Source organism: Klebsiella sp. CN_Kp088 (assembly GCF_040064335.1).
Lineage (GTDB): Bacteria > Pseudomonadota > Gammaproteobacteria > Enterobacterales > Enterobacteriaceae > Klebsiella > Klebsiella aerogenes.
Genome location: NZ_JBEAIQ010000031.1, coordinates 41,638 through 59,903, shown reverse-complemented (window position 1 = coordinate 59,903; position 18,266 = coordinate 41,638). Strand labels below are relative to the sequence as shown.

At 55.2% G+C, this 18,266-nt stretch carries 14 protein-coding genes; 9 read left to right on the top strand and 5 right to left on the bottom strand.

The window, feature by feature from the left end; all coding sequences use genetic code 11:
• Positions 1-102 precede the first annotated feature (102 nt).
• From map to ABLV08_RS20110, 5 genes are all read left to right on the top strand, one after another.
• Positions 103-897, top strand: a complete 795-nt coding sequence (map, locus tag ABLV08_RS20130) for a type I methionyl aminopeptidase (RefSeq protein ID WP_042893904.1) — start codon at positions 103-105, stop codon at positions 895-897.
• A 57-nt stretch (positions 898-954) separates the two neighbouring features.
• The gene (gene glnD / locus ABLV08_RS20125) at positions 955-3,618 is read left to right on the top strand and encodes a bifunctional uridylyltransferase/uridylyl-removing protein GlnD (protein WP_020079581.1); all 2,664 of its coding nucleotides are present in this window, start codon (positions 955-957) and stop codon (positions 3,616-3,618) included.
• A 31-nt stretch (positions 3,619-3,649) separates the two neighbouring features.
• On the top strand, positions 3,650-4,474 hold the full coding sequence (dapD, locus tag ABLV08_RS20120) for a 2,3,4,5-tetrahydropyridine-2,6-dicarboxylate N-succinyltransferase (protein ID WP_015368172.1): 825 nt from the start codon (positions 3,650-3,652) through the stop codon (positions 4,472-4,474).
• A gap of 107 nt (positions 4,475-4,581) precedes the next feature.
• Positions 4,582-4,968, top strand: coding sequence for a DUF3461 family protein (locus tag ABLV08_RS20115; protein WP_015368173.1), 387 nt, complete (start codon positions 4,582-4,584; stop codon positions 4,966-4,968).
• 197 nt (positions 4,969-5,165) lie between these two features.
• Positions 5,166-8,153 carry a putative mucin/carbohydrate-binding domain-containing protein gene (locus tag ABLV08_RS20110; RefSeq protein WP_063411255.1) on the top strand — a complete coding sequence of 996 codons (2,988 nt, stop codon included), beginning with the start codon at positions 5,166-5,168 and terminating at the stop codon, positions 8,151-8,153.
• Positions 8,154-8,189: 36 nt separating this feature from the next.
• On the opposite strand, the gene ABLV08_RS20105 is transcribed toward ABLV08_RS20110, so the two are convergent.
• The 3 genes from ABLV08_RS20105 to dgt all read right to left on the bottom strand — a co-directional run bounded on the left by ABLV08_RS20105 (position 8,190) and on the right by dgt (position 12,613).
• The gene (locus ABLV08_RS20105) at positions 8,190-9,347 is read right to left on the bottom strand and encodes a CdaR family transcriptional regulator (protein ID WP_015368175.1); all 1,158 of its coding nucleotides are present in this window, start codon (positions 9,345-9,347) and stop codon (positions 8,190-8,192) included.
• Between the two features lie 176 nt (positions 9,348-9,523).
• Positions 9,524-10,957 carry a serine endoprotease DegP gene (degP, locus tag ABLV08_RS20100; RefSeq protein WP_348856207.1) on the bottom strand — a complete coding sequence of 478 codons (1,434 nt, stop codon included), beginning with the start codon at positions 10,955-10,957 and terminating at the stop codon, positions 9,524-9,526.
• A gap of 141 nt (positions 10,958-11,098) precedes the next feature.
• On the bottom strand, positions 11,099-12,613 hold the full coding sequence (gene dgt, locus ABLV08_RS20095; protein ID WP_047057284.1) for a dGTPase: 1,515 nt from the start codon (positions 12,611-12,613) through the stop codon (positions 11,099-11,101).
• An 83-nt stretch (positions 12,614-12,696) separates the two neighbouring features.
• Between dgt and mtnN the strand changes: the two genes are divergently transcribed.
• The 3 genes from mtnN to ABLV08_RS20080 are packed head-to-tail and all read left to right on the top strand — an operon-like array spanning position 12,697 to position 14,849.
• Positions 12,697-13,395 carry a 5'-methylthioadenosine/S-adenosylhomocysteine nucleosidase gene (gene mtnN, locus ABLV08_RS20090; RefSeq protein ID WP_015704439.1) on the top strand — a complete coding sequence of 233 codons (699 nt, stop codon included), beginning with the start codon at positions 12,697-12,699 and terminating at the stop codon, positions 13,393-13,395.
• Complete coding sequence (gene btuF / locus ABLV08_RS20085; RefSeq protein ID WP_015704438.1) at positions 13,388-14,188, top strand: vitamin B12 ABC transporter substrate-binding protein BtuF; 801 nt, start codon at positions 13,388-13,390, stop codon at positions 14,186-14,188. The genes mtnN and btuF overlap by 8 nt, the downstream gene beginning before the upstream one ends.
• A 34-nt stretch (positions 14,189-14,222) precedes the next feature.
• Positions 14,223-14,849, top strand: a complete 627-nt coding sequence (locus ABLV08_RS20080) for a TRIC cation channel family protein (protein ID WP_348856205.1) — start codon at positions 14,223-14,225, stop codon at positions 14,847-14,849.
• 78 nt (positions 14,850-14,927) lie between these two features.
• On the opposite strand, the gene erpA is transcribed toward ABLV08_RS20080, so the two are convergent.
• Both erpA and clcA read right to left on the bottom strand, forming a co-directional pair.
• The gene (erpA, locus tag ABLV08_RS20075; RefSeq protein ID WP_015368181.1) at positions 14,928-15,272 is read right to left on the bottom strand and encodes an iron-sulfur cluster insertion protein ErpA; all 345 of its coding nucleotides are present in this window, start codon (positions 15,270-15,272) and stop codon (positions 14,928-14,930) included.
• Between the two features lie 81 nt (positions 15,273-15,353).
• Entirely contained in the window at positions 15,354-16,772 is a 1,419-nt protein-coding gene (gene clcA / locus ABLV08_RS20070) for a H(+)/Cl(-) exchange transporter ClcA (RefSeq protein ID WP_348856204.1), read from the bottom strand.
• A 179-nt stretch (positions 16,773-16,951) separates the two neighbouring features.
• Here clcA and hemL point away from each other — a divergent pair, with 179 nt between their 5' ends.
• The gene (gene hemL, locus ABLV08_RS20065; RefSeq protein WP_045376565.1) at positions 16,952-18,232 is read left to right on the top strand and encodes a glutamate-1-semialdehyde 2,1-aminomutase; all 1,281 of its coding nucleotides are present in this window, start codon (positions 16,952-16,954) and stop codon (positions 18,230-18,232) included.
• The last annotated feature ends 34 nt before the right edge of the window (positions 18,233-18,266 follow it).

Genomic DNA, 18,266 nt, shown 5'->3' with positions numbered 1-18,266 from the left:
CTGTTAATGATTCTCAATTTGGCACCAGCGTACCCGGACTGTTACCATTGACAGGACTTAATCTATTATTGTCGAAAAAATCGACACTGCTGGACATATTCCATGGCTATCTCTATCAAGACATCTGAAGACATCGAAAAAATGCGCGTTGCCGGCCGCCTGGCCGCCGAAGTGCTGGAAATGATCGAACCCTACGTCAAACCGGGCGTCAGCACCGGCGAGCTGGATCGCATCTGCAACGACTACATTGTTAATGAACAGAAAGCGGTCTCCGCCTGCCTCGGCTATCACGGCTTCCCGAAATCGGTCTGTATCTCTATTAATGAAGTGGTGTGCCACGGCATCCCGGATGACGGCAAACTGCTGAAAGACGGCGACATCGTTAATATCGACGTGACCGTGATTAAAGATGAGTTCCACGGCGATACCTCAAAAATGTTCATCGTCGGTAAACCGACTATCCTCGGCGAGCGCCTGTGCCGCATCACCCAGGAAAGCCTCTATCTGGCGCTGAAGATGGTTAAACCGGGGATCAACCTGCGCACGATCGGCGCGGCGATCCAGAAATTCGTTGAAGCGGAAGGTTTCTCCGTGGTGCGCGAGTACTGCGGGCACGGTATCGGCCGCGGCTTCCACGAAGAACCGCAGGTACTGCACTATGATTCGCCGGAAACCGACGTGGTGCTCAAGCCGGGTATGACCTTCACCATCGAACCGATGGTCAACGCCGGTAAGAAAGAGATCCGCAGCATGAAGGACGGCTGGACGGTGAAAACCAAAGACCGTAGCTTGTCTGCACAGTACGAGCATACTATTGTGGTAACCGATAACGGCTGCGAAATTCTGACGCTACGCAAGGATGACACCATCCCGGCGATAATCTCGCACGACGAATAATGAAAAGCCGGCGCCCGCCGGCTTTTTTATTAGATAGTTTTTTCTTATGGTGACGCGATGAGCAACTCTTTACCTGACACAGCCTCCCCTCTTCTGCCCATCCCGCCGGAACATCCGGTGAACTGGCCGCAGGGCGATCTGAACTGTGCCGCAATCAAGGCGCACATCGATACCTTCCAGCACTGGCTCGGAGAGGCATTTGATAACGGCATCGCCGCAGAGCAGCTCATCGCGGCGCGCACCGAGTTTATCGACCAGCTGCTGCAGCGGCTGTGGGTCGACTATGGTTTTGAATCCGTCTGCGACCTGGCGCTAGTGGCCGTTGGCGGCTATGGCCGCGGCGAGCTGCACCCGCTCTCCGACGTCGACCTGCTGATTCTGAGCCGTAAAAAGCTGCCGGACGAGCAGGCGCAAAAGGTCGGCGAGCTCCTGACCCTGCTGTGGGACGTTAAGCTCGAAGTCGGCCACAGCGTGCGCACCCTCGAAGAGTGTTTGCTCGAAGGGCTTTCGGATCTTACCGTCGCCACCAACTTAATTGAATCCCGCCTACTCATCGGCGATGTCGCGCTGTTTCTTGAACTGCAAAAACATATTTTTAGCGACGGCTTCTGGCCGTCGGAAAAGTTCTTCGCCGCCAAGGTTGAAGAGCAGAATGTTCGCCACCAGCGCTACCATGGCACCAGTTACAACCTGGAGCCGGACGTCAAAAGCAGCCCCGGCGGCCTGCGCGATATACATACCCTGCAGTGGGTGGCCCGCCGCCACTTCGGCGCCACCTCGCTTGATGAAATGGTCGGCTTCGGCTTCCTCACCGAAGCCGAGCGCAACGAGCTTAATGAGTGCCTGCACCAGCTCTGGCGCATCCGTTTTGCTTTGCATCTTGAAGTGAATCGCTACGATAACCGCCTGCTTTTCGATCGTCAGCTGAATGTCGCCCACCGCCTCGGCTATGAAGGCGAAGGTAATCAGCCGATCGAACACATGATGAAAGATTTCTTCCGCGTCACGCGTCGGGTGAGTGAACTCAATAACATGCTACTGCAGCTGTTTGATGAGGCGATCCTCGCGCTAACCGAGAACGAAAAACCGCGGCCTATTGATGATGATTTCCAACTGCGCGGCACCCTGATAGACCTGCGTGACGACACCCTGTTTATGCGCGAGCCGCAGGCAATTCTGCGGATGTTCTTTATTATGGTGCGCAACAGCAGCATCACCGGCATTTACTCCACTACTCTGCGTCACCTGCGCCACGCGCGCCGCCACCTGACGCAGCCGCTGTGCTATATCCCGGAGGCGCGAACTCTCTTCCTCAGCATGCTGCGCCATCAGGGCGCGGTGAGCCGCGGCCTGCTGCCGATGCATCGCCACAGCGTGCTGTGGGCCTATATGCCGCAGTGGTCGCATATTGTCGGTCAGATGCAGTTCGACCTGTTTCACGCCTATACCGTCGACGAACACACCATACGCGTCTTGTTAAAGCTGGAAAGCTTCGCGAAAGAAGAGACCCGCAGCCGCCATCCGCTGTGCGTTGAGCTGTGGCCGCGGCTGGCCCATCCTGAACTTATCCTCATCGCCGCCCTGTTTCACGATATCGCTAAAGGCCGCGGCGGCGATCACTCGATTCTCGGCGCCGAAGACGTGCTGAAATTCGCCGAGCTCCACGGGCTCAATTCGCGGGAGACGCAGCTGGTCGCCTGGCTGGTACGCCAGCATCTATTGATGTCGGTAACCGCCCAGCGCCGCGACATTCAGGACCCGGAGGTGATTAAACAGTTCGCCGAAGAGGTACAGACGGAAAATCGCCTGCGCTATCTGGTATGCCTGACCGTCGCCGATATCTGCGCCACCAACGAAACGCTGTGGAACAGCTGGAAGCAAAGCCTGCTACGCGAGCTCTATTTCGCCACCGAAAAACAGCTGCGCCGCGGTATGCAGAGCACGCCGGATATGCGTGAACGGGTACGCCACCATCAGTTGCAGGCGCTGGCGCTGTTGCGCATGGACAATATCAATGAAGAGGCGCTGCACCAGATTTGGAACCGCTGCCGGGCGAACTACTTTGTGCGGCATACGCCGAATCAGCTCGCCTGGCACGCCCGCAACCTGCTGAAGCACGATCTCAGTAAACCGATGATCCTGCTGAGTTCGCGGGCCACCCGCGGCGGCACCGAGATCTTCATCTGGAGCCCGGACCGCCCTTACCTGTTCGCCGCCGTCTGCGGCGAACTGGATCGGCGCAACCTCAGCGTTCACGATGCGCAGATCTTCACCACCCGCGACGGCATGGCGATGGATACCTTTATCGTCCTTGAACCCGACGGCAGCCCGCTTTCCGCCGATCGCCACGAGGCGATTCGCCACGGTCTTGAGCAGACAATAACTCAACGCAGTTGGGAGCCGCCGGCCCCGCGTCGCCAGGCGGCTAAACTACGTCATTTTTCCGTCGCCACTGAGGTGAATTTTCTGCCGACCCATACCGACCGGAAATCATTTCTTGAGCTCATTGCGCTCGATCAGCCAGGGCTGCTCGCCCGCGTCGGTCAGGTGTTCGCCGACCTCGGGATTTCGCTTCACGGAGCCCGAATTACGACAATTGGCGAGCGAGTAGAAGATTTATTTATAATCGCCACCGCCGACCGGCGTGCCCTTAATAATGAGCTGCAACAAGAAGTGCAACAACGGTTGACAGAGGCCCTCAATCCAAACGATAAAGGGTAACGTATTTTTTTTAAGTGAATGGAAAGAAACAATGCAGCAGTTACAGAACGTTATTGAGTCCGCCTTTGAGCGTCGCGCCGACATCACGCCGGCAAATGTGGATACCGTCACCCGCGAAGCGGTTAACCAGGTTATTGCCCTGCTGGATTCCGGTGCGCTGCGCGTCGCTGAGAAGATCGACGGTCAGTGGGTGACGCATCAATGGCTGAAGAAAGCGGTACTGCTCTCTTTCCGTATTAACGATAACCAGGTTATCGATGGTGCGGAAAGCCGCTACTTCGATAAAGTTCCAATGAAATTCGCCGACTACGATGAAGCACGCTTCCAGAAAGAAGGCTTCCGCGTAGTGCCGCCGGCGGCAGTCCGCCAGGGCGCGTTCATCGCGCGTAATACCGTGCTGATGCCGTCCTACGTCAACATCGGCGCTTATGTTGATGAAGGCACCATGGTTGATACCTGGGCCACCGTCGGCTCTTGCGCGCAGATCGGTAAAAACGTTCACCTGTCCGGTGGCGTCGGTATCGGCGGCGTTCTCGAGCCGCTGCAGGCTAACCCGACCATCATCGAAGATAACTGCTTCATCGGCGCGCGCTCTGAAATCGTTGAAGGCGTTATCGTTGAAGAAGGCGCGGTGATCTCCATGGGCGTGTACATCGGCCAGAGCACCAAAATTTACGATCGCGAAACCGGCGAAGTCCATTACGGCCGCGTGCCGGCGGGCTCGGTTGTCGTTTCCGGCAACCTGCCGTCGAAAGATGGCAAATACAGCCTGTACTGTGCGGTGATCGTGAAAAAGGTTGATGCGAAGACCCGCGGTAAGGTCGGTATCAACGAACTGCTGCGTACCATCGACTAAGCAGAACAAAAAGCGGGAGATATCCCGCTTTTTTTATATCTGACGCTGGCGAAGATGAATTTTTTCGTTAATTATTCAATGGTTATGATGATATCAAAGGTACCGTTATGTACGATAATCTGAAAAGTCTTGGCATTACCAATCCTGATGAAATCGATCGCTATAGCCTGCGCCAGGAAGCTAACAACGACATCCTGAAGATCTATTTCCAGAAAGATAAAGGCGAATTCTTCGCTAAAAGCGTGAAGTTTAAATACCCACGCCAGCGTAAAACCGTGGTCGCCGACGGCGTCGGTCAGGGCTACAAAGAAGTGCAGGAGATTAGTCCGAACCTGCGTTATGTCATCGACGAACTGGATCAGCTCTGCCAGCGCGATCGTACTGAAATCGACCTCAAGCGTAAGATCCTTGACGATTTACGCCATCTGGAAAGCGTCGTCACCAATAAGATCAGTGAAATTGAAGCCGATCTGGAAAAACTGACGCGCAAATAAATCCGCCTGCTACGGGCCAGCTACTGGCCCTCTTCCCCGACTCCATCCTCAATTTTGTCACCCGTAGATCATCTTCGCTAACAGCAAAACTCAGTTATCCCTCACTAACATCATTTCCCATCATCAACGTATCTATATGAATTACTTATTTTTTAAATTCATTTATGTTCAATTTCCACCTAAAAGGAGGTCAAGCTATGACACAGGAAATTGAACAAAAATGTTACACCCTACAATCCGCCACCTGGCTGGATAAGGCGGGTTTTGAGAAAGGACGAAAACACGATCGTCAGGCGCTGGGCTTTATTCTGCCCGCCAATACGGTGCTGAAAATTCGGCAAACCGATCTCAGCAACGGCATCTCGACCCTGCGCCTGATGTGTGATGATAGCGCAGTGGAAAAATCCAGCGCTCTGACCACCAACTGGACAACGATTAGCACCACCGTCGATTCTGTGCCGTTTGTCGATACGTTGTTTACCGACAGCCCCTGCGAGTTCTCCGTGATTTACCAACAACCCGCGGCGACGAAACCGCTCCCCAGCTGGAAATCAGGACAGTCTGAAGAGACGTTTTTCCTGGATTGGGAGAATAATAAATCGTCTTTCGCGCTGGTGGATCTGGATGTTATCAATCTGCTGTTGCCCTACGCCGACCGCGACAACGCGATGAAAGCGGGATTAGCGTCGTTACACCGTTTTTATAACCACCTTTTCACCAGCTATAACGATTGGGCCGGACTAAGCGAAAATCCCGATTCGCAATGGAATCAGAACGTTGCCAACCGCTACTTTTTGCGGGCGGATAAACATGGCGTCGGTTCGGCTTATTATAATACCAACTGGTGCGCGCAGACCGCCTCAACGGTTGGCGAAGGCTGGCTGGATAACGTCGCCACGCAGTGGGTTATCCTGCATGAAATCGGCCACGGCTATCAGGGTAAATTTATGCAGGATCCCACGCTTTCCGTCAGCGAAGTGTGGAACAATATTTACGCCTCCTTCTATCAACAGCTCACGCTGAGTCAGGATAATCATCTGTATACCGATGGCTGGTTATACAACTATGGGCAACTGGCCGCGCAGGAAGCACAGCTGATAAACTATATTACCGACAAGACGCCGGTCACCAGTTGGGGTTTGCGTTCTCGCCTGCAATTCCTGATGCTGATGTTATTCAAAGCCGGTATCGCATCCTTCCGCACCTTTAATCAGAACTATCGCCAACTTGCCAATAGCGAGAGCTTCCAGCCGTCGGATCATCAGCTTGCCGATATGCTGGCAACCGCCATCGCTACCTCCGCGGGATATGATGTGACGCCGTTTATCGAGCTCTGCGGTTTAACGCTGAAAAACGCCACCCGGGAAAATATCGTCTCGCTGGCGACAAAACCGCTCTATCCGCTGTATCGTTTTCTGCCGCAAAGCGAATGGGATAGCGCGCGCCAACAGTTAGGGCTGGATTCCTTCTTCTGGCTGGTGGATAACAGCGAGCTGGCAATATTAGGCAAAACGGGGGCGCTGACCCTGACGCTGAATATCGATCGCCCGGAGCAAATTTACGGTCAGACGCTGGCTATCAAGGATAATTGCGGCAACCATTATTCACTGGTGATTAATAGTGACGTCCTGACCCTGAAGGACATGCCAATCGGCGTGTATCAGGTCGAACTGCCTAAAGGCCGCTCGCAAAAATATCGCCCGGATATCAGCTATATCACCGTAAAAGAAGGCGCCAATACGGTCACCGTCAACTACGTTCAGCAAAACGATACCAGCGAACGTAACGTGACGATCTCCTTTTTAGGTTATAGCGATGCGCCTTTTGCCCACCTGGATGTTGATTACGAAAACCAGCAGCTTATTCTCAATGTGACCAGTGCCACCCCGCACAGCTACTACCCCGAGACATTGTATGCCGCAGTCAGTGTACTCTCCGCCAACGGTGAAAAAGTGTTTGAGCGTAAGATGACCGGCACCAACTGCGCGACGGGTAAAGTGATTATTCCATTCAGCCCTCACTATCACTTATATATCACCCACATGGAGCCGGGACGGCTGAAAACCTCACCGGGATATTTAACGCTGGTTGCGCGTGAGAAATACCAACTGATACGCATTGATGATAATGGTCTGTATAACTTTATTCTCGGCAATAGTCCGGCGGATGACTTAGAGGCGATTTTCGAGCATAACGCTCAGGCTATCCGTACTCAGCCCTCGCTGGTAGCGCAGGAAGAGTGCGTCTGTAAAAACGATCTTTGGCTGATGCTCCCCCATATTGAAGAGCCCCGGCGCAGTGAACTGCTTAAAGCGTATGCCGATGTCCTGCCTCAGGATAATAACGATCCGGGCGAGCTAACGGGCAAAAGCGTGACGCTCAATCTCCGCGGCCAGGGCAATAACGAGTTTTGCCAGGTCGTTATCGATAATAAACAACGCGCAATGACGGTCGCGACACGGGCCGGCACACCGCACTCGTATTACACCACCCATACCTATGCCAGCATTACGGTTACCGCCGAGGACGATGCGGTCGTCTATCAACGTAGCTACGCTGGCGCTACCAACAATCTGGCAAGCAGTGAAACCATCGCCCTCGCGGAAGGAATGATCATCGATATTTTCCATGATGAACCATTCCGCTCCAGCGCCACTAATGGCACGACGCAGAACGCCGTCACGCTGACACAGCATAATCGCTGGCGCGTGGTGAAAGCGGGCCTCGAAGTCTATACGCTCACTCCTGATAAGCCGGATGAGGAAGCCACTGATACAGAAGAGGAAACTCAGGAGGCCACCGCACTGTATGGCGATCGCTTCAGTTGGCAACTGCTTGGCGATGATGATGTTTGCTTTGCCGGGATGGAGATGGATATTGGCAGCGGCGCGTTGACCTTTAGCGCCAATGCGGTGGTACCGAATAAGCACTTTACGACCACTTACGCCACGGTCAATGTCTACAATACGCGTGGTTCGGTGGTGTATCGCCAGTCGATTAAAGGATCGTCGCAGCTTGGCGACTATGTTGATACCGCCATCCTGGATGAGGGCTATACCATTGAAGTCTTCCATGCCGAAGCGGGAAATCGTTCCGTTATTATTAATCCACTCAATGGCAATAGCTGGCAACAACCCAATACCGTCACCTGGCAAGTGACAACCCGCGGGCTGCAGCGCTTGTAATCCGTCATTTCCACTCCCGCCTGAGGCGGGAGTGTGTCAGCGTTGCTCATCCAGCTGCAATGCAATGTACAGTAGCAGACGGTCGTCAAAACTTCCCAGGTCCAATCCGGTTAGTTCCGAAATGCGATTGAGCCGATACTCCAGGGTATTACGATGAATAAACAGCGCCTTTGAGGTGGCCAACGGCTGCACGTTATGACGAAACCATGCCTGCAAGGTGCGGCGCAACAGGCCGTTGTTATCCATCGCCTTCAGCCGCGTCAGCGGGCGCGCCAGCTCATTGGCCTGCCAGCCGCCGCGCAGGCTATCCAGTAGCACCGGCAGCATCAGATCCTGATAAAAGTAGCTGCGGCTTTCCGGCATCCGCTGCTTCCCTACCATCATCGTCGTACGCGCGGTCCGATAAGAGCGTGCGATACTGCCCGGACCAGTAAAGAAATTACCTAACGCAACGCGGAACTGTAGCTGGCCGTTCTCTTTCATACGGGCAATCAGTTGCTCAACGCGCTTGCAGTGGTCGTCGGCGTCCCAGCGGCCAAAGGCATTTAACGCGGGTTTCAATACCACCATCTCGGTCAACGAGACAATCGCCACCAGGTTGTTGCGATCCGGCGTGGTCAGCGCTGTCTGCAACTGCTGTAGTTCCGCCATCGCGCTATCGACGCCAAGCTGGCCGCTATCAACTTCAATCATCGCCACCACCCGTGGTTGATTGAGGTCGATGCCCAGTCTCTGCGCCCATTCGTTAAGCGCCGGGGTATTTTCTTCCGCCTGAATCAGGTTCATGACCAGTTCTTCACGCAGGCGGCTGTCCTGCGCCAGCAGATGCATCAGCCGCGACTGTTCGAGCATCATCTCCGCGGTCATACACACCAGCTCACCATACTTACGCAGCGATTCGGGCTCGCCGGTTAATCCGATAACGCCGACGATTTCCCCTTCAAGACGCAGCGGCAGGTTAATCCCCTGACGCACGCCGTGCAGATGGCGAGCGACCGCATCATCGATATCAACCACCCGCCCCTGCGACAACACCAGCAGCGCGCCTTCGTGCAATTCACCAATACGCTCACGATCGCCGCTGCCAATAATGCGCCCGCGGGCATCCATTACGTTAATATTGGTATCAATGATGCGCATCGTTCGCGCCACGATATCCTGCGCCATTTTGGTATCAAGATGCCAGCCAGCCATGTAACCCTCCCCTGAGCAGGGCATCAGCATAAAAGAGTGTCTGAAACTACGCACTGTGCATATGCACAAAGCGTGACAGAGAAGTATGGAGTTGTGGGGGGAATCACAGAACTTGCGGGCAGAATAAAAAAAGCCCCTTTCCCGGCACGGGAAAGGGGCTTATGCGCGCTGATAGATTATTGCATCAGCAGGTAGATAGAGGTATCACCACGCTTAATATTCAGCGCCAGTACGGACGGTTTTGCATCGAAGATTTTGCGCAGGTCAGCGATGTTTTTCACCGGCTGCTGGTTAGCGCCGACAATGATGTCGCCTTTCTTCAGACCAATCTGCGCCGCTGGCGTGCCCGCTTTCACGTTGCTCACCACCACACCTTTGTCCTGGCCCTTGTTGCTCATTTCCGCGCCTTGAATTCCGTTAAAGATGCTGCTGGAGTCAACCTGGTTCTGATTGCTCTGCTGCAGTTCAACGGTAACGTTGACCGGCTTGCCGTCGCGCAGCAGGCCAAGCTCGACTTTGCTGCCGATAGGCATCGTACCGACCTGCGCACGCAGCGCCGCGAAACTGCTGATCGGCTTGCCGTTCAGGGTGGTAATCACGTCGCCAGCTTTAATACCCGCTTTCGCCGCCGCAGAGCCCGGCATCACCTGGCTTACAAACGCGCCGCGCTGGGCATCAACTTTCATTGCCTTCGCCAGCTCGGAGTTCAGCTCGGTACCCATGATCCCCAGTTCGCCGCGTTTCACCTGGCCAAACTTGACCATCTGCTCGGTCAGGTTTTTCACCATGTTGCTCGGAATAGCAAAGCCGATACCGATGTTGCCGCCGTCCGGAGCAAGGATTGCGGTGTTGATACCGATCAGTTCACCGTTGAGATTCACCAGCGCGCCGCCGGAGTTACCGCGGTTAATAGCCGCATCGGTCTGGATAAAGTTTTCATAGTTTTCCACGTTCAGGCCGCTGCGGCCCAATGCGGAGACGATACCGGAAGTCACGGTTTCGCCGAGGCCGAACGGGTTACCGATCGCCACGGTGTAGTCGCCGACGCGCAGCGCGTCAGAGTCGGCAAGCTTAATCGCCGTCAGTTTTTTCGGATCCTGAATTTGAATCAGCGCGATGTCGGAGCGCGGATCTTTACCGACGACTTTCGCATCGAACTTACGGCCATCGCTCAGCTGAACTTTAATCGTGGTGGCATTATCGACCACGTGGTTATTGGTCACCACGTAGCCTTTGGCCGCATCAATAATTACCCCGGAACCGAGCGCCATAAATTTCTGCTGCTGCGCGTTATCGCCAGGCGCGCCCTGACCGCCGCCCTGGCAGAATGGAGAGCTCTGGAATGGCGAACCATCCTGGCAAAACGGCGAGTTGTCACCGAAGAATTGCTGGAAGTTACGCGGCATCCGCGGCGTGTTAACAGTCGTGCTGCCCTCGACGTTGATGCTCACCACAGACGGCATCACTTTTTCCAGCATCGGCGCCAGGCTCGGCATCTGCTGCGCAGTGGTCGCCGAGGAAGCCGTTTCAGCCGCGCTCGCAGAGAGCGGGGACAACGCCAGACCTAAACTCAGAGCCAGAGCACTCATTGCTAACGTGGTTTTTTTCATAGGTTTCAATCTCAATTTCAAATTTCGGATAACGAAAAAGTTGCTGTGTACGCACTCTCAGAGTCATTTTATAGCGCGAAGTTCCAGAGTTAAGTTTCGGTAAAAGTAAAAATTTATTGTCCGTCTTTACAAAACTCAGACTTATTCCACCGCCATCAGACGGCGATATTCATCCCACGCATACAAATCCGTCATTCCGCTGATATAGTCCTGAATCAATCGACAGCGGTAATAATACTCCAGCACGGGATATTCTTCGGCATCACGCGAAAGCTTATTTACCGCCTCCACATAAGCCAACCGATGTCGGGTCGAAAGTTTCTGGAACAACCTCGAAGCAATAGGCAAACTGCGTACCCGATCTTGTTCCACCAATTGGCTGAACTCCTCCAGCGATAATTTCAGTAGCGGCTCGTAGATATCCAGCAGACCGCTGATAACCCGATAGCCCTGTAATTCCAGCTGTTCAACATCAGGATGACTAAACACCTGTTTTATGGCGACGTTTTTATAAAGTTCAAGTAGCTGACTACAATCGCTGTCGTCCTCTAACAGCGCATGATTAAAATCGCCGCTAAAAATAGCCGGTAAGTTTTCGATAAACCGATGCGCCGCATAAGGCACCAGTTTATTCAACGTATTAACCCGTAAATACATAAAGAACTGATCTTCAGTGCTGCGGCTCAGTGAATTTGCGCGCGATTTCTCCCACGCGTTTTCTACAACCTGGGCGAACAACGATCCTTTTTCATGAGTGCCCCACGCGTCATACAGATGCTGATACAATTGCTCCGCGCTGAATATTCGTTTTTCTACCGCATCTTCGAGGTCAGCAACGCAATATGAGATATCATCGGCAGCTTCCATAATCCACGTTAATGGAAAACGATTGTAAGGCGCCAGATCCAATTCTTTACGCAGCCGCGCGATATACTCTTCTTCGGCTAAATAATAACCAGGTTTTTTCATTAAGTAGCTATGGCTGGCAAGCGTCTCTCCCCGCCACCACGCCGGCCGCGTATATTTCAGAATGCAGCCGACCTGGGTCCAGGTCAGGTTCATACGCATCAGCGTGTGCACCAGACGGATGCCCTGAGCGTTGCCTTCAAAGCAGCACAAATCCTGACGCACCTTACGCCGTAGTTCGTTGAGCATCCCTTCGCCATCGTGCAGACGCAGCGCGTCAACCTGGCAGCGATCCTGGCTTAACGGCTGGCTGGCGGCATCTTTCGGCGCCAGCCGTTTGCTGAACCAATCGTTAATTGCCGCCTCGCCAAAATGGCCAAATGGCGGATTGCCGATATCGTGCATCAGGCAGGCCATCTCCACCACGCTTTCAAACGGGCCGCTCAGTTCATCCAGACCGTAGCATTCCAGCAGCTTTTGCTCTTTCAGGCGGCTTAGCACCTCTTTGGCAATGTAGCGCCCGACCTGCTGGACTTCGAGCGAATGGGTGAGCCGGGTGCGAACCGCCGCGTTACGCTCAAGTGGAAAGACCTGGGTTTTTTGCTGCAGGCGCCGGATGGCCGGTGAATTGATAATGCGCCCGCGATCGCTTTCAAACACCCGCAGGATCTCGCGTTCCGTCTCTACACCCTGCGGCGAACGGTAGCGCCGACGCCAGTGAATCTTGTTGCGAAAATCAATATTTGCCATAGCCTCTCCCGCGCGAGCAATACGCTTCCCCTTAAGCGCATGATAGACTATGCAGCTAATCCTGACACATCGCGAGTAAATCTATGAAAATTGGCATTATTGGCGCCATGGAAGAAGAAGTTACCCTTCTGCGCGACAAAATCGAGAACCGCCAGACTATCTCTATCGGTGGTAGCGAAATCTATACCGGCCAACTTCACGGTACCGAGGTTGCTCTGCTGAAATCCGGCATCGGTAAAGTGGCAGCCGCCATGGGCGCCACCCTGTTGCTGGAGCGCTGCAAGCCGGATGTGATTATCAATACCGGTTCCGCGGGCGGGTTAGCGCCGACGCTGAAAGTCGGCGACATCGTGGTCTCTGACGAAGCGCGTTATCATGATGCCGACGTCACCGCGTTCGGCTACGAATACGGCCAACTGCCTGGCTGTCCGGCGGGTTTCAAAGCTGATGACAAACTGATTGCCGCCGCGGAAACCTGCATTAAGGCGCTGAATCTCAACGCCGTTCGTGGGCTGATCGTCAGCGGCGACGCATTCATCAACGGCTCGGTAGGGCTGGCGAAAATCCGCCACAACTTCCCGCAGGCCGTTGCCGTAGAAATGGAAGCGACCGCCATCGCCCACGTCTGCCATAACTTCAGCATTCCCTTTGTGGTGGTGCGCGCAATCTCTGACGTCGCTGACCAGCAGTCGCATCTTAGCTTCGACGAGTTCCTCGCCGTCGCCGCCAAGCAGTCCACCCTGATGGTGGAAAACCTGGTGCAGAACCTGGCGCGTGGCTAAGTCGCTACAGAAGGCGTTAACCGCCCTGCTGTTACTCGCCCCGGCGTGGCTTTTCGCCGCGCCGCGGGTGGTGACGCTCTCCCCGGCCAACACCGAATTGGCCTTTGCTGCCGGCATTACGCCGGTCGGCGTCAGCAGTTATTCCGACTACCCTCCCGCCGCGGCGAAAATCGAACAAGTCGCCAGTTGGCAGGGAATGAACCTTGAACGTATTGTCGCTCTGAAGCCCGATCTGGTACTGGCGTGGCGCGGCGGCAATGCCGAACGTCAGGTGAATCAGCTCAGTTCGCTGGGAATCAAAGTTATCTGGGTTGAAACCGGTTCGATTGAGCAAATCATCCATGCTCTGCAGATGCTAGCGCCGTGGAGCCCACAGCCGGAAACAGCTCGTCAGGCTGCCCAGAAGATGCAAGACGATTACCTTGCGCTAAAAGCCCGCTATGCCAACGCGCCGAAAAAACGCGTATTTCTGCAGTTTGGCGCCAACCCGCTGTTCACCAGCAACAGCGCCTCGATCCAGAATCAAGTATTGAGCCTGTGCGGTGGGGAAAATATTTTTGCCGCCAGCCGCGTTCCCTGGCCGCAGGTCAGCCGCGAACAGGTGCTGTCACGGCATCCGCAGGCGATCGTCATCACCGGCGATCCTGATAAAATTCCCGCCGTGGACCGCTATTGGCAAAATCAGCTCACAATTTCGCTCATCGCCTTACATAGCGACTGGTTTGAACGCGCGGGCCCACGTATTATCCTTGCCGCAAAACAACTCTGTACTGCGCTTGAGCAGGTAAAATAACCGCCTGGCAGCAGGCTTTTAGCGGGAACTGACGATGCTTGTCTATTGGCTGGATATTATTGGCACAGCCGTATTTGCTATCTCCGGCGTATTGCTGGCAGGAAAATTACGCATGGACCCTTTCGGCGTGCTGGTATTAGGCGTGGTTACCGCCGTGGGCGGCGGAACCATCCGCGATATGGCGCTGGCCAATGGCCCGGTGTTCTGGGTTAAGGATCCGACCGATCTGGTGGTAGCGATGGTCACCAGTATGTTAACGATTCTACTGGTCCGCCAGCCGCGGCGCAAGCCGAAATGGGTACTGCCGGTGCTGGATGCCGTCGGCCTGGCGGTGTTTGTGGGCATCGGCGTGAATAAAGCCTTTATTGCCCATACCGGCCCGCTGGTAGCTATCTGCATGGGCGTGGTCACCGGCGTCGGCGGCGGGATTATCCGCGACGTGCTGGCGCGAGAAGTTCCGATGATTCTGCGCACCGAAATCTATGCCACCGCCTGCATTGTCGGCGGTATCGTGCACGCGACGGCACACTATACCTTTCAACTGTCGCTGGAAAACTCGGCGATGTTAGGCATGGTGGTGACGCTGGGGATACGCCTGGCGGCGATTCGCTGGCACCTGAAGCTACCGACCTTTGCGTTGGATGATAACGGACGTTCATAAAAACAAAACGGTAACCTTGAGGTTACCGTTTTTCGTGTTTGCCGCTCTCTTTGTGGGAGAGAGCTGGATTCGCTTGCGTTAAACGCTGAACGAGGAGCCGCAGCCGCAGGTGCTTTTCGCGTTCGGGTTAGTCACGATGAAACGTGAACCTTCCAGGCCTTCGGTATAGTCGACGGCGCCGCCAACCAGATACTGCAGGCTCATCGGGTCAACCACCAGGCCGACGCCCTGTTTCTCGATGGTCATATCGCCTTCGTTGATCTGATCGTCAAAGGTGAAGCCATACTGGAAACCGCTGCAACCGCCGCCGGTGATGTACACGCGCAGTTTCAGGTTCGGATTATCTTCATCCGCAATCAGATGTTTTACTTTGTTCGCTGCGGCTTCGGTGAACTCCAGCGGCAACGCTACGTCATCACTCATTTTTTGCTCCCATTGATACTTCCGGCCGATTAAAGAATAACCGGGCCTTTTGAGCCATTATCTAATACCCTGGTAAATCGTTCAAGTATTCTCCCGGGGTACCTGCTGCGCTTTCGCCGCCTCTTCGGCCTTCTGTTTCGCCAGGGTACGCTGCAGAATGGTCGAATACAAAGGCTTACCTCCGAGGAACTGCGCCAATAGTGTTGCCCCAAGGCAGGTAATAATCATTGGCAAAATGAGCTGATAGTTATCGGTCATCTCCAGCACCAGCACAATTCCGGTGAGCGGCGCGCGTACCGAAGCCGCCAGCAACGCCCCCATCCCGGCGATAGCGAAGGTACCAGCATCCAGATGATAGGAGGGAAACAGCGGGATGGCAGCCATGCCGAATGCCGTTCCCAGCAGCGTCCCCAGCGCCAGCATCGGGGCGAAAATCCCCCCCGGCGCGCCGGAAGAGAAGCACAGCAGCGTGGTAATGACGCGAGCAATAAAGATGAACAGCAGCAGCCCAACCGAGAAGTTACCGGCAGCAGCGATCGGGATAAGGTTAAAACCGCCGCCTACCGCCGTTGGCTGCATCAGGCCCAGCAGGCCGCAAAGGCCGCCGATAAGCCCGCCAATCAACACCCATTTTTTGATATTGCCGCCGTGGAAGCGCTGGAACATATCCTGCGTCCGCAGCACCAGAGCATTAAACAATGGCCCGATACAGCCAAAGATCATGCCCAGCACCAGATACAGCCACAGGGTATTCACCGGCGCATTGCTTAACTTGCCGACTTCGATAATCGCCCCTTCGCCGTTAAAAATACGAAACACGATGCTCGACATGATCACGCCGGTAAACACGGCTTTAATCGAAATCAGATTGTAGCGGAACTGCGGGCGCATCTCTTCGATGATAAAAAGGATGCCCGCCAGCGGCGCGTTGAAGGCCGCGGAGAGGCCTGATGCCGCGCCGGTGGCCAACAGCGTGTGCCGCGCTTCCGGGCTGCGCAGACGAAACACATCCACCACCATGCGCCCGATATTGCCGCCAAGCTGCACCATCGGCCCTTCGCGCCCCAGCACCATCCCGGCGCCCAGCGTCCCCATACCACCGATGAATTTTACCGGTAGCACGCGCCACCAGCGTACCGGGCGCAACTCTTCCAGCGCGCCTTCGATTTCCGGGATCCCGGAACCGCCGGCCTCCGGCGCAAAGCGGCGCACCAGAAAATAGCCAACCATCGCCAGCAGCCCCGACAGAATGAAGGCCAGCGGCCAGACGAGGTACCAGTGGTCCGCCACCTGCACCAGGGCGCCAATTCGCTGGTTCTGTACCCAGTTCACGCTCTTTTCAAACGCCACGCCCACCAGCCCGGCCAGCGTGCCGACCACCGCCGCCATCAACAATACCGCCAGCGGCGTTTTGTCGCGTTGAATCAAACGGCGGACCGCATCGCTACGGCGCACGCGAACAAACTGATGTGCTTCAAAAGAGGGAGTTTCTGCTTTCATGCCATTATCATTTATTGGTAATACAAATGAGAAGAGAGGCATTCTAGCCGCCTCCGCGCCGCGCGTCGCCAAAAAATTGTTTCGTCCGCTTAATGTTTCAATTGGGCAAAACTTTCATAACCTTCATGGAATAACTTAGAATAGCCCGATAACTTTATTCACGAACCAGGATCCTGGCCATGAGCAAATCTGAAAATCTGTATAACGCCGCCCGCGAACTTATCCCCGGCGGCGTCAACTCGCCGGTCCGCGCCTTTACTGGCGTCGGCGGCACCCCGCTGTTTATTGAACGTGCGGATGGCGCCTACCTGTACGATGTCGATGGTAAAGCTTATATCGATTATGTTGGTTCCTGGGGCCCAATGGTGCTGGGTCACAACCATCCGGCCATTCGTAATGCGGTGATTGAAGCGGCAGAGCGCGGGTTAAGCTTCGGCGCGCCAACCGAAATGGAAGTCAAAATGGCGGAACTGGTTACTGAACTGGTGCCGACCATGGATATGGTGCGCATGGTAAACTCCGGCACCGAAGCCACCATGAGCGCCATTCGCCTGGCGCGCGGCTTCACCGGCCGCGACAAAATCATCAAGTTCGAAGGATGCTACCACGGTCACGCCGACTGCCTGCTGGTGAAAGCCGGCTCCGGCGCGCTGACTCTCGGCCAGCCGAACTCGCCGGGGGTACCGGCGGATTTCGCTAAGCATACTCTGACCTGTACCTATAACGATCTTGCCTCGGTACGCGCGGCGTTTGAACAGTATCCGCAGGATATCGCCTGTATCATCGTCGAACCGGTGGCCGGCAATATGAACTGCATTCCGCCGCAGCCGGAGTTCCTGCCGGGCCTGCGCGCGCTGTGCGACGAGTTTGGCGCACTGCTGATTATTGACGAAGTGATGACCGGCTTCCGCGTCGCGCTGGCGGGCGCCCAGTCTTATTACGGCGTGGAGCCGGATCTGACCTGTCTGGGTAAAATCATCGGCGGCGGTATGCCGGTGGGCGCTTTCGGCGGTCGCCGCGAGGTCATGGACGCGCTGGCGCCGACCGGTCCGGTATACCAGGCCGGTACGCTGTCAGGCAACCCTATCGCCATGGCCGCAGGCTTCGCCTGCTTAAGCGAAGTGGCGCAGCCGGGCGTGCATGAAACCCTGACCGAGCTGACTAATCAACTGGCGGACGGCCTGCTTAACGCGGCGCGCGAAACCGGGATCCCGCTGGTGGTGAATAATGTTGGCGGCATGTTCGGCATCTTCTTTACCGATGCCGAAACCGTCACCTGCTATCAGGACGTGGTGAAGTGCGATGTTGAACGTTTCAAGCGTTTCTTCCACCTGATGCTGGAAGAAGGGGTTTACCTCGCCCCGTCGGCGTTTGAAGCTGGCTTTATGTCCGTCGCCCATAGCGAGGAGGATATCAACAACACTATCGATGCCGCGCGTCGGGTGTTTGCCAAACTGTAAGGTACTTGAATGCCTGGTGGCGCAGGGATTTTCC

Coding starts and splice junctions, on each gene's coding strand:
- ABLV08_RS20080 (WP_348856205.1), top strand. CDS start 14,223: ATGCTTGTCTATTGGCTGGATATTATTGGCACAGCCGTATTTGCTATC.
- hemL (WP_045376565.1), top strand. CDS start 16,952: ATGAGCAAATCTGAAAATCTGTATAACGCCGCCCGCGAACTTATCCCC.
- ABLV08_RS20105 (WP_015368175.1), bottom strand. CDS start 9,347: ATGGCTGGCTGGCATCTTGATACCAAAATGGCGCAGGATATCGTGGCG.
- mtnN (WP_015704439.1), top strand. CDS start 12,697: ATGAAAATTGGCATTATTGGCGCCATGGAAGAAGAAGTTACCCTTCTG.
- degP (WP_348856207.1), bottom strand. CDS start 10,957: ATGAAAAAAACCACGTTAGCAATGAGTGCTCTGGCTCTGAGTTTAGGT.
- ABLV08_RS20110 (WP_063411255.1), top strand. CDS start 5,166: ATGACACAGGAAATTGAACAAAAATGTTACACCCTACAATCCGCCACC.
- dgt (WP_047057284.1), bottom strand. CDS start 12,613: ATGGCAAATATTGATTTTCGCAACAAGATTCACTGGCGTCGGCGCTAC.
- dapD (WP_015368172.1), top strand. CDS start 3,650: ATGCAGCAGTTACAGAACGTTATTGAGTCCGCCTTTGAGCGTCGCGCC.
- glnD (WP_020079581.1), top strand. CDS start 955: ATGAGCAACTCTTTACCTGACACAGCCTCCCCTCTTCTGCCCATCCCG.
- ABLV08_RS20115 (WP_015368173.1), top strand. CDS start 4,582: ATGTACGATAATCTGAAAAGTCTTGGCATTACCAATCCTGATGAAATC.
- clcA (WP_348856204.1), bottom strand. CDS start 16,772: ATGAAAGCAGAAACTCCCTCTTTTGAAGCACATCAGTTTGTTCGCGTG.
- map (WP_042893904.1), top strand. CDS start 103: ATGGCTATCTCTATCAAGACATCTGAAGACATCGAAAAAATGCGCGTT.
- erpA (WP_015368181.1), bottom strand. CDS start 15,272: ATGAGTGATGACGTAGCGTTGCCGCTGGAGTTCACCGAAGCCGCAGCG.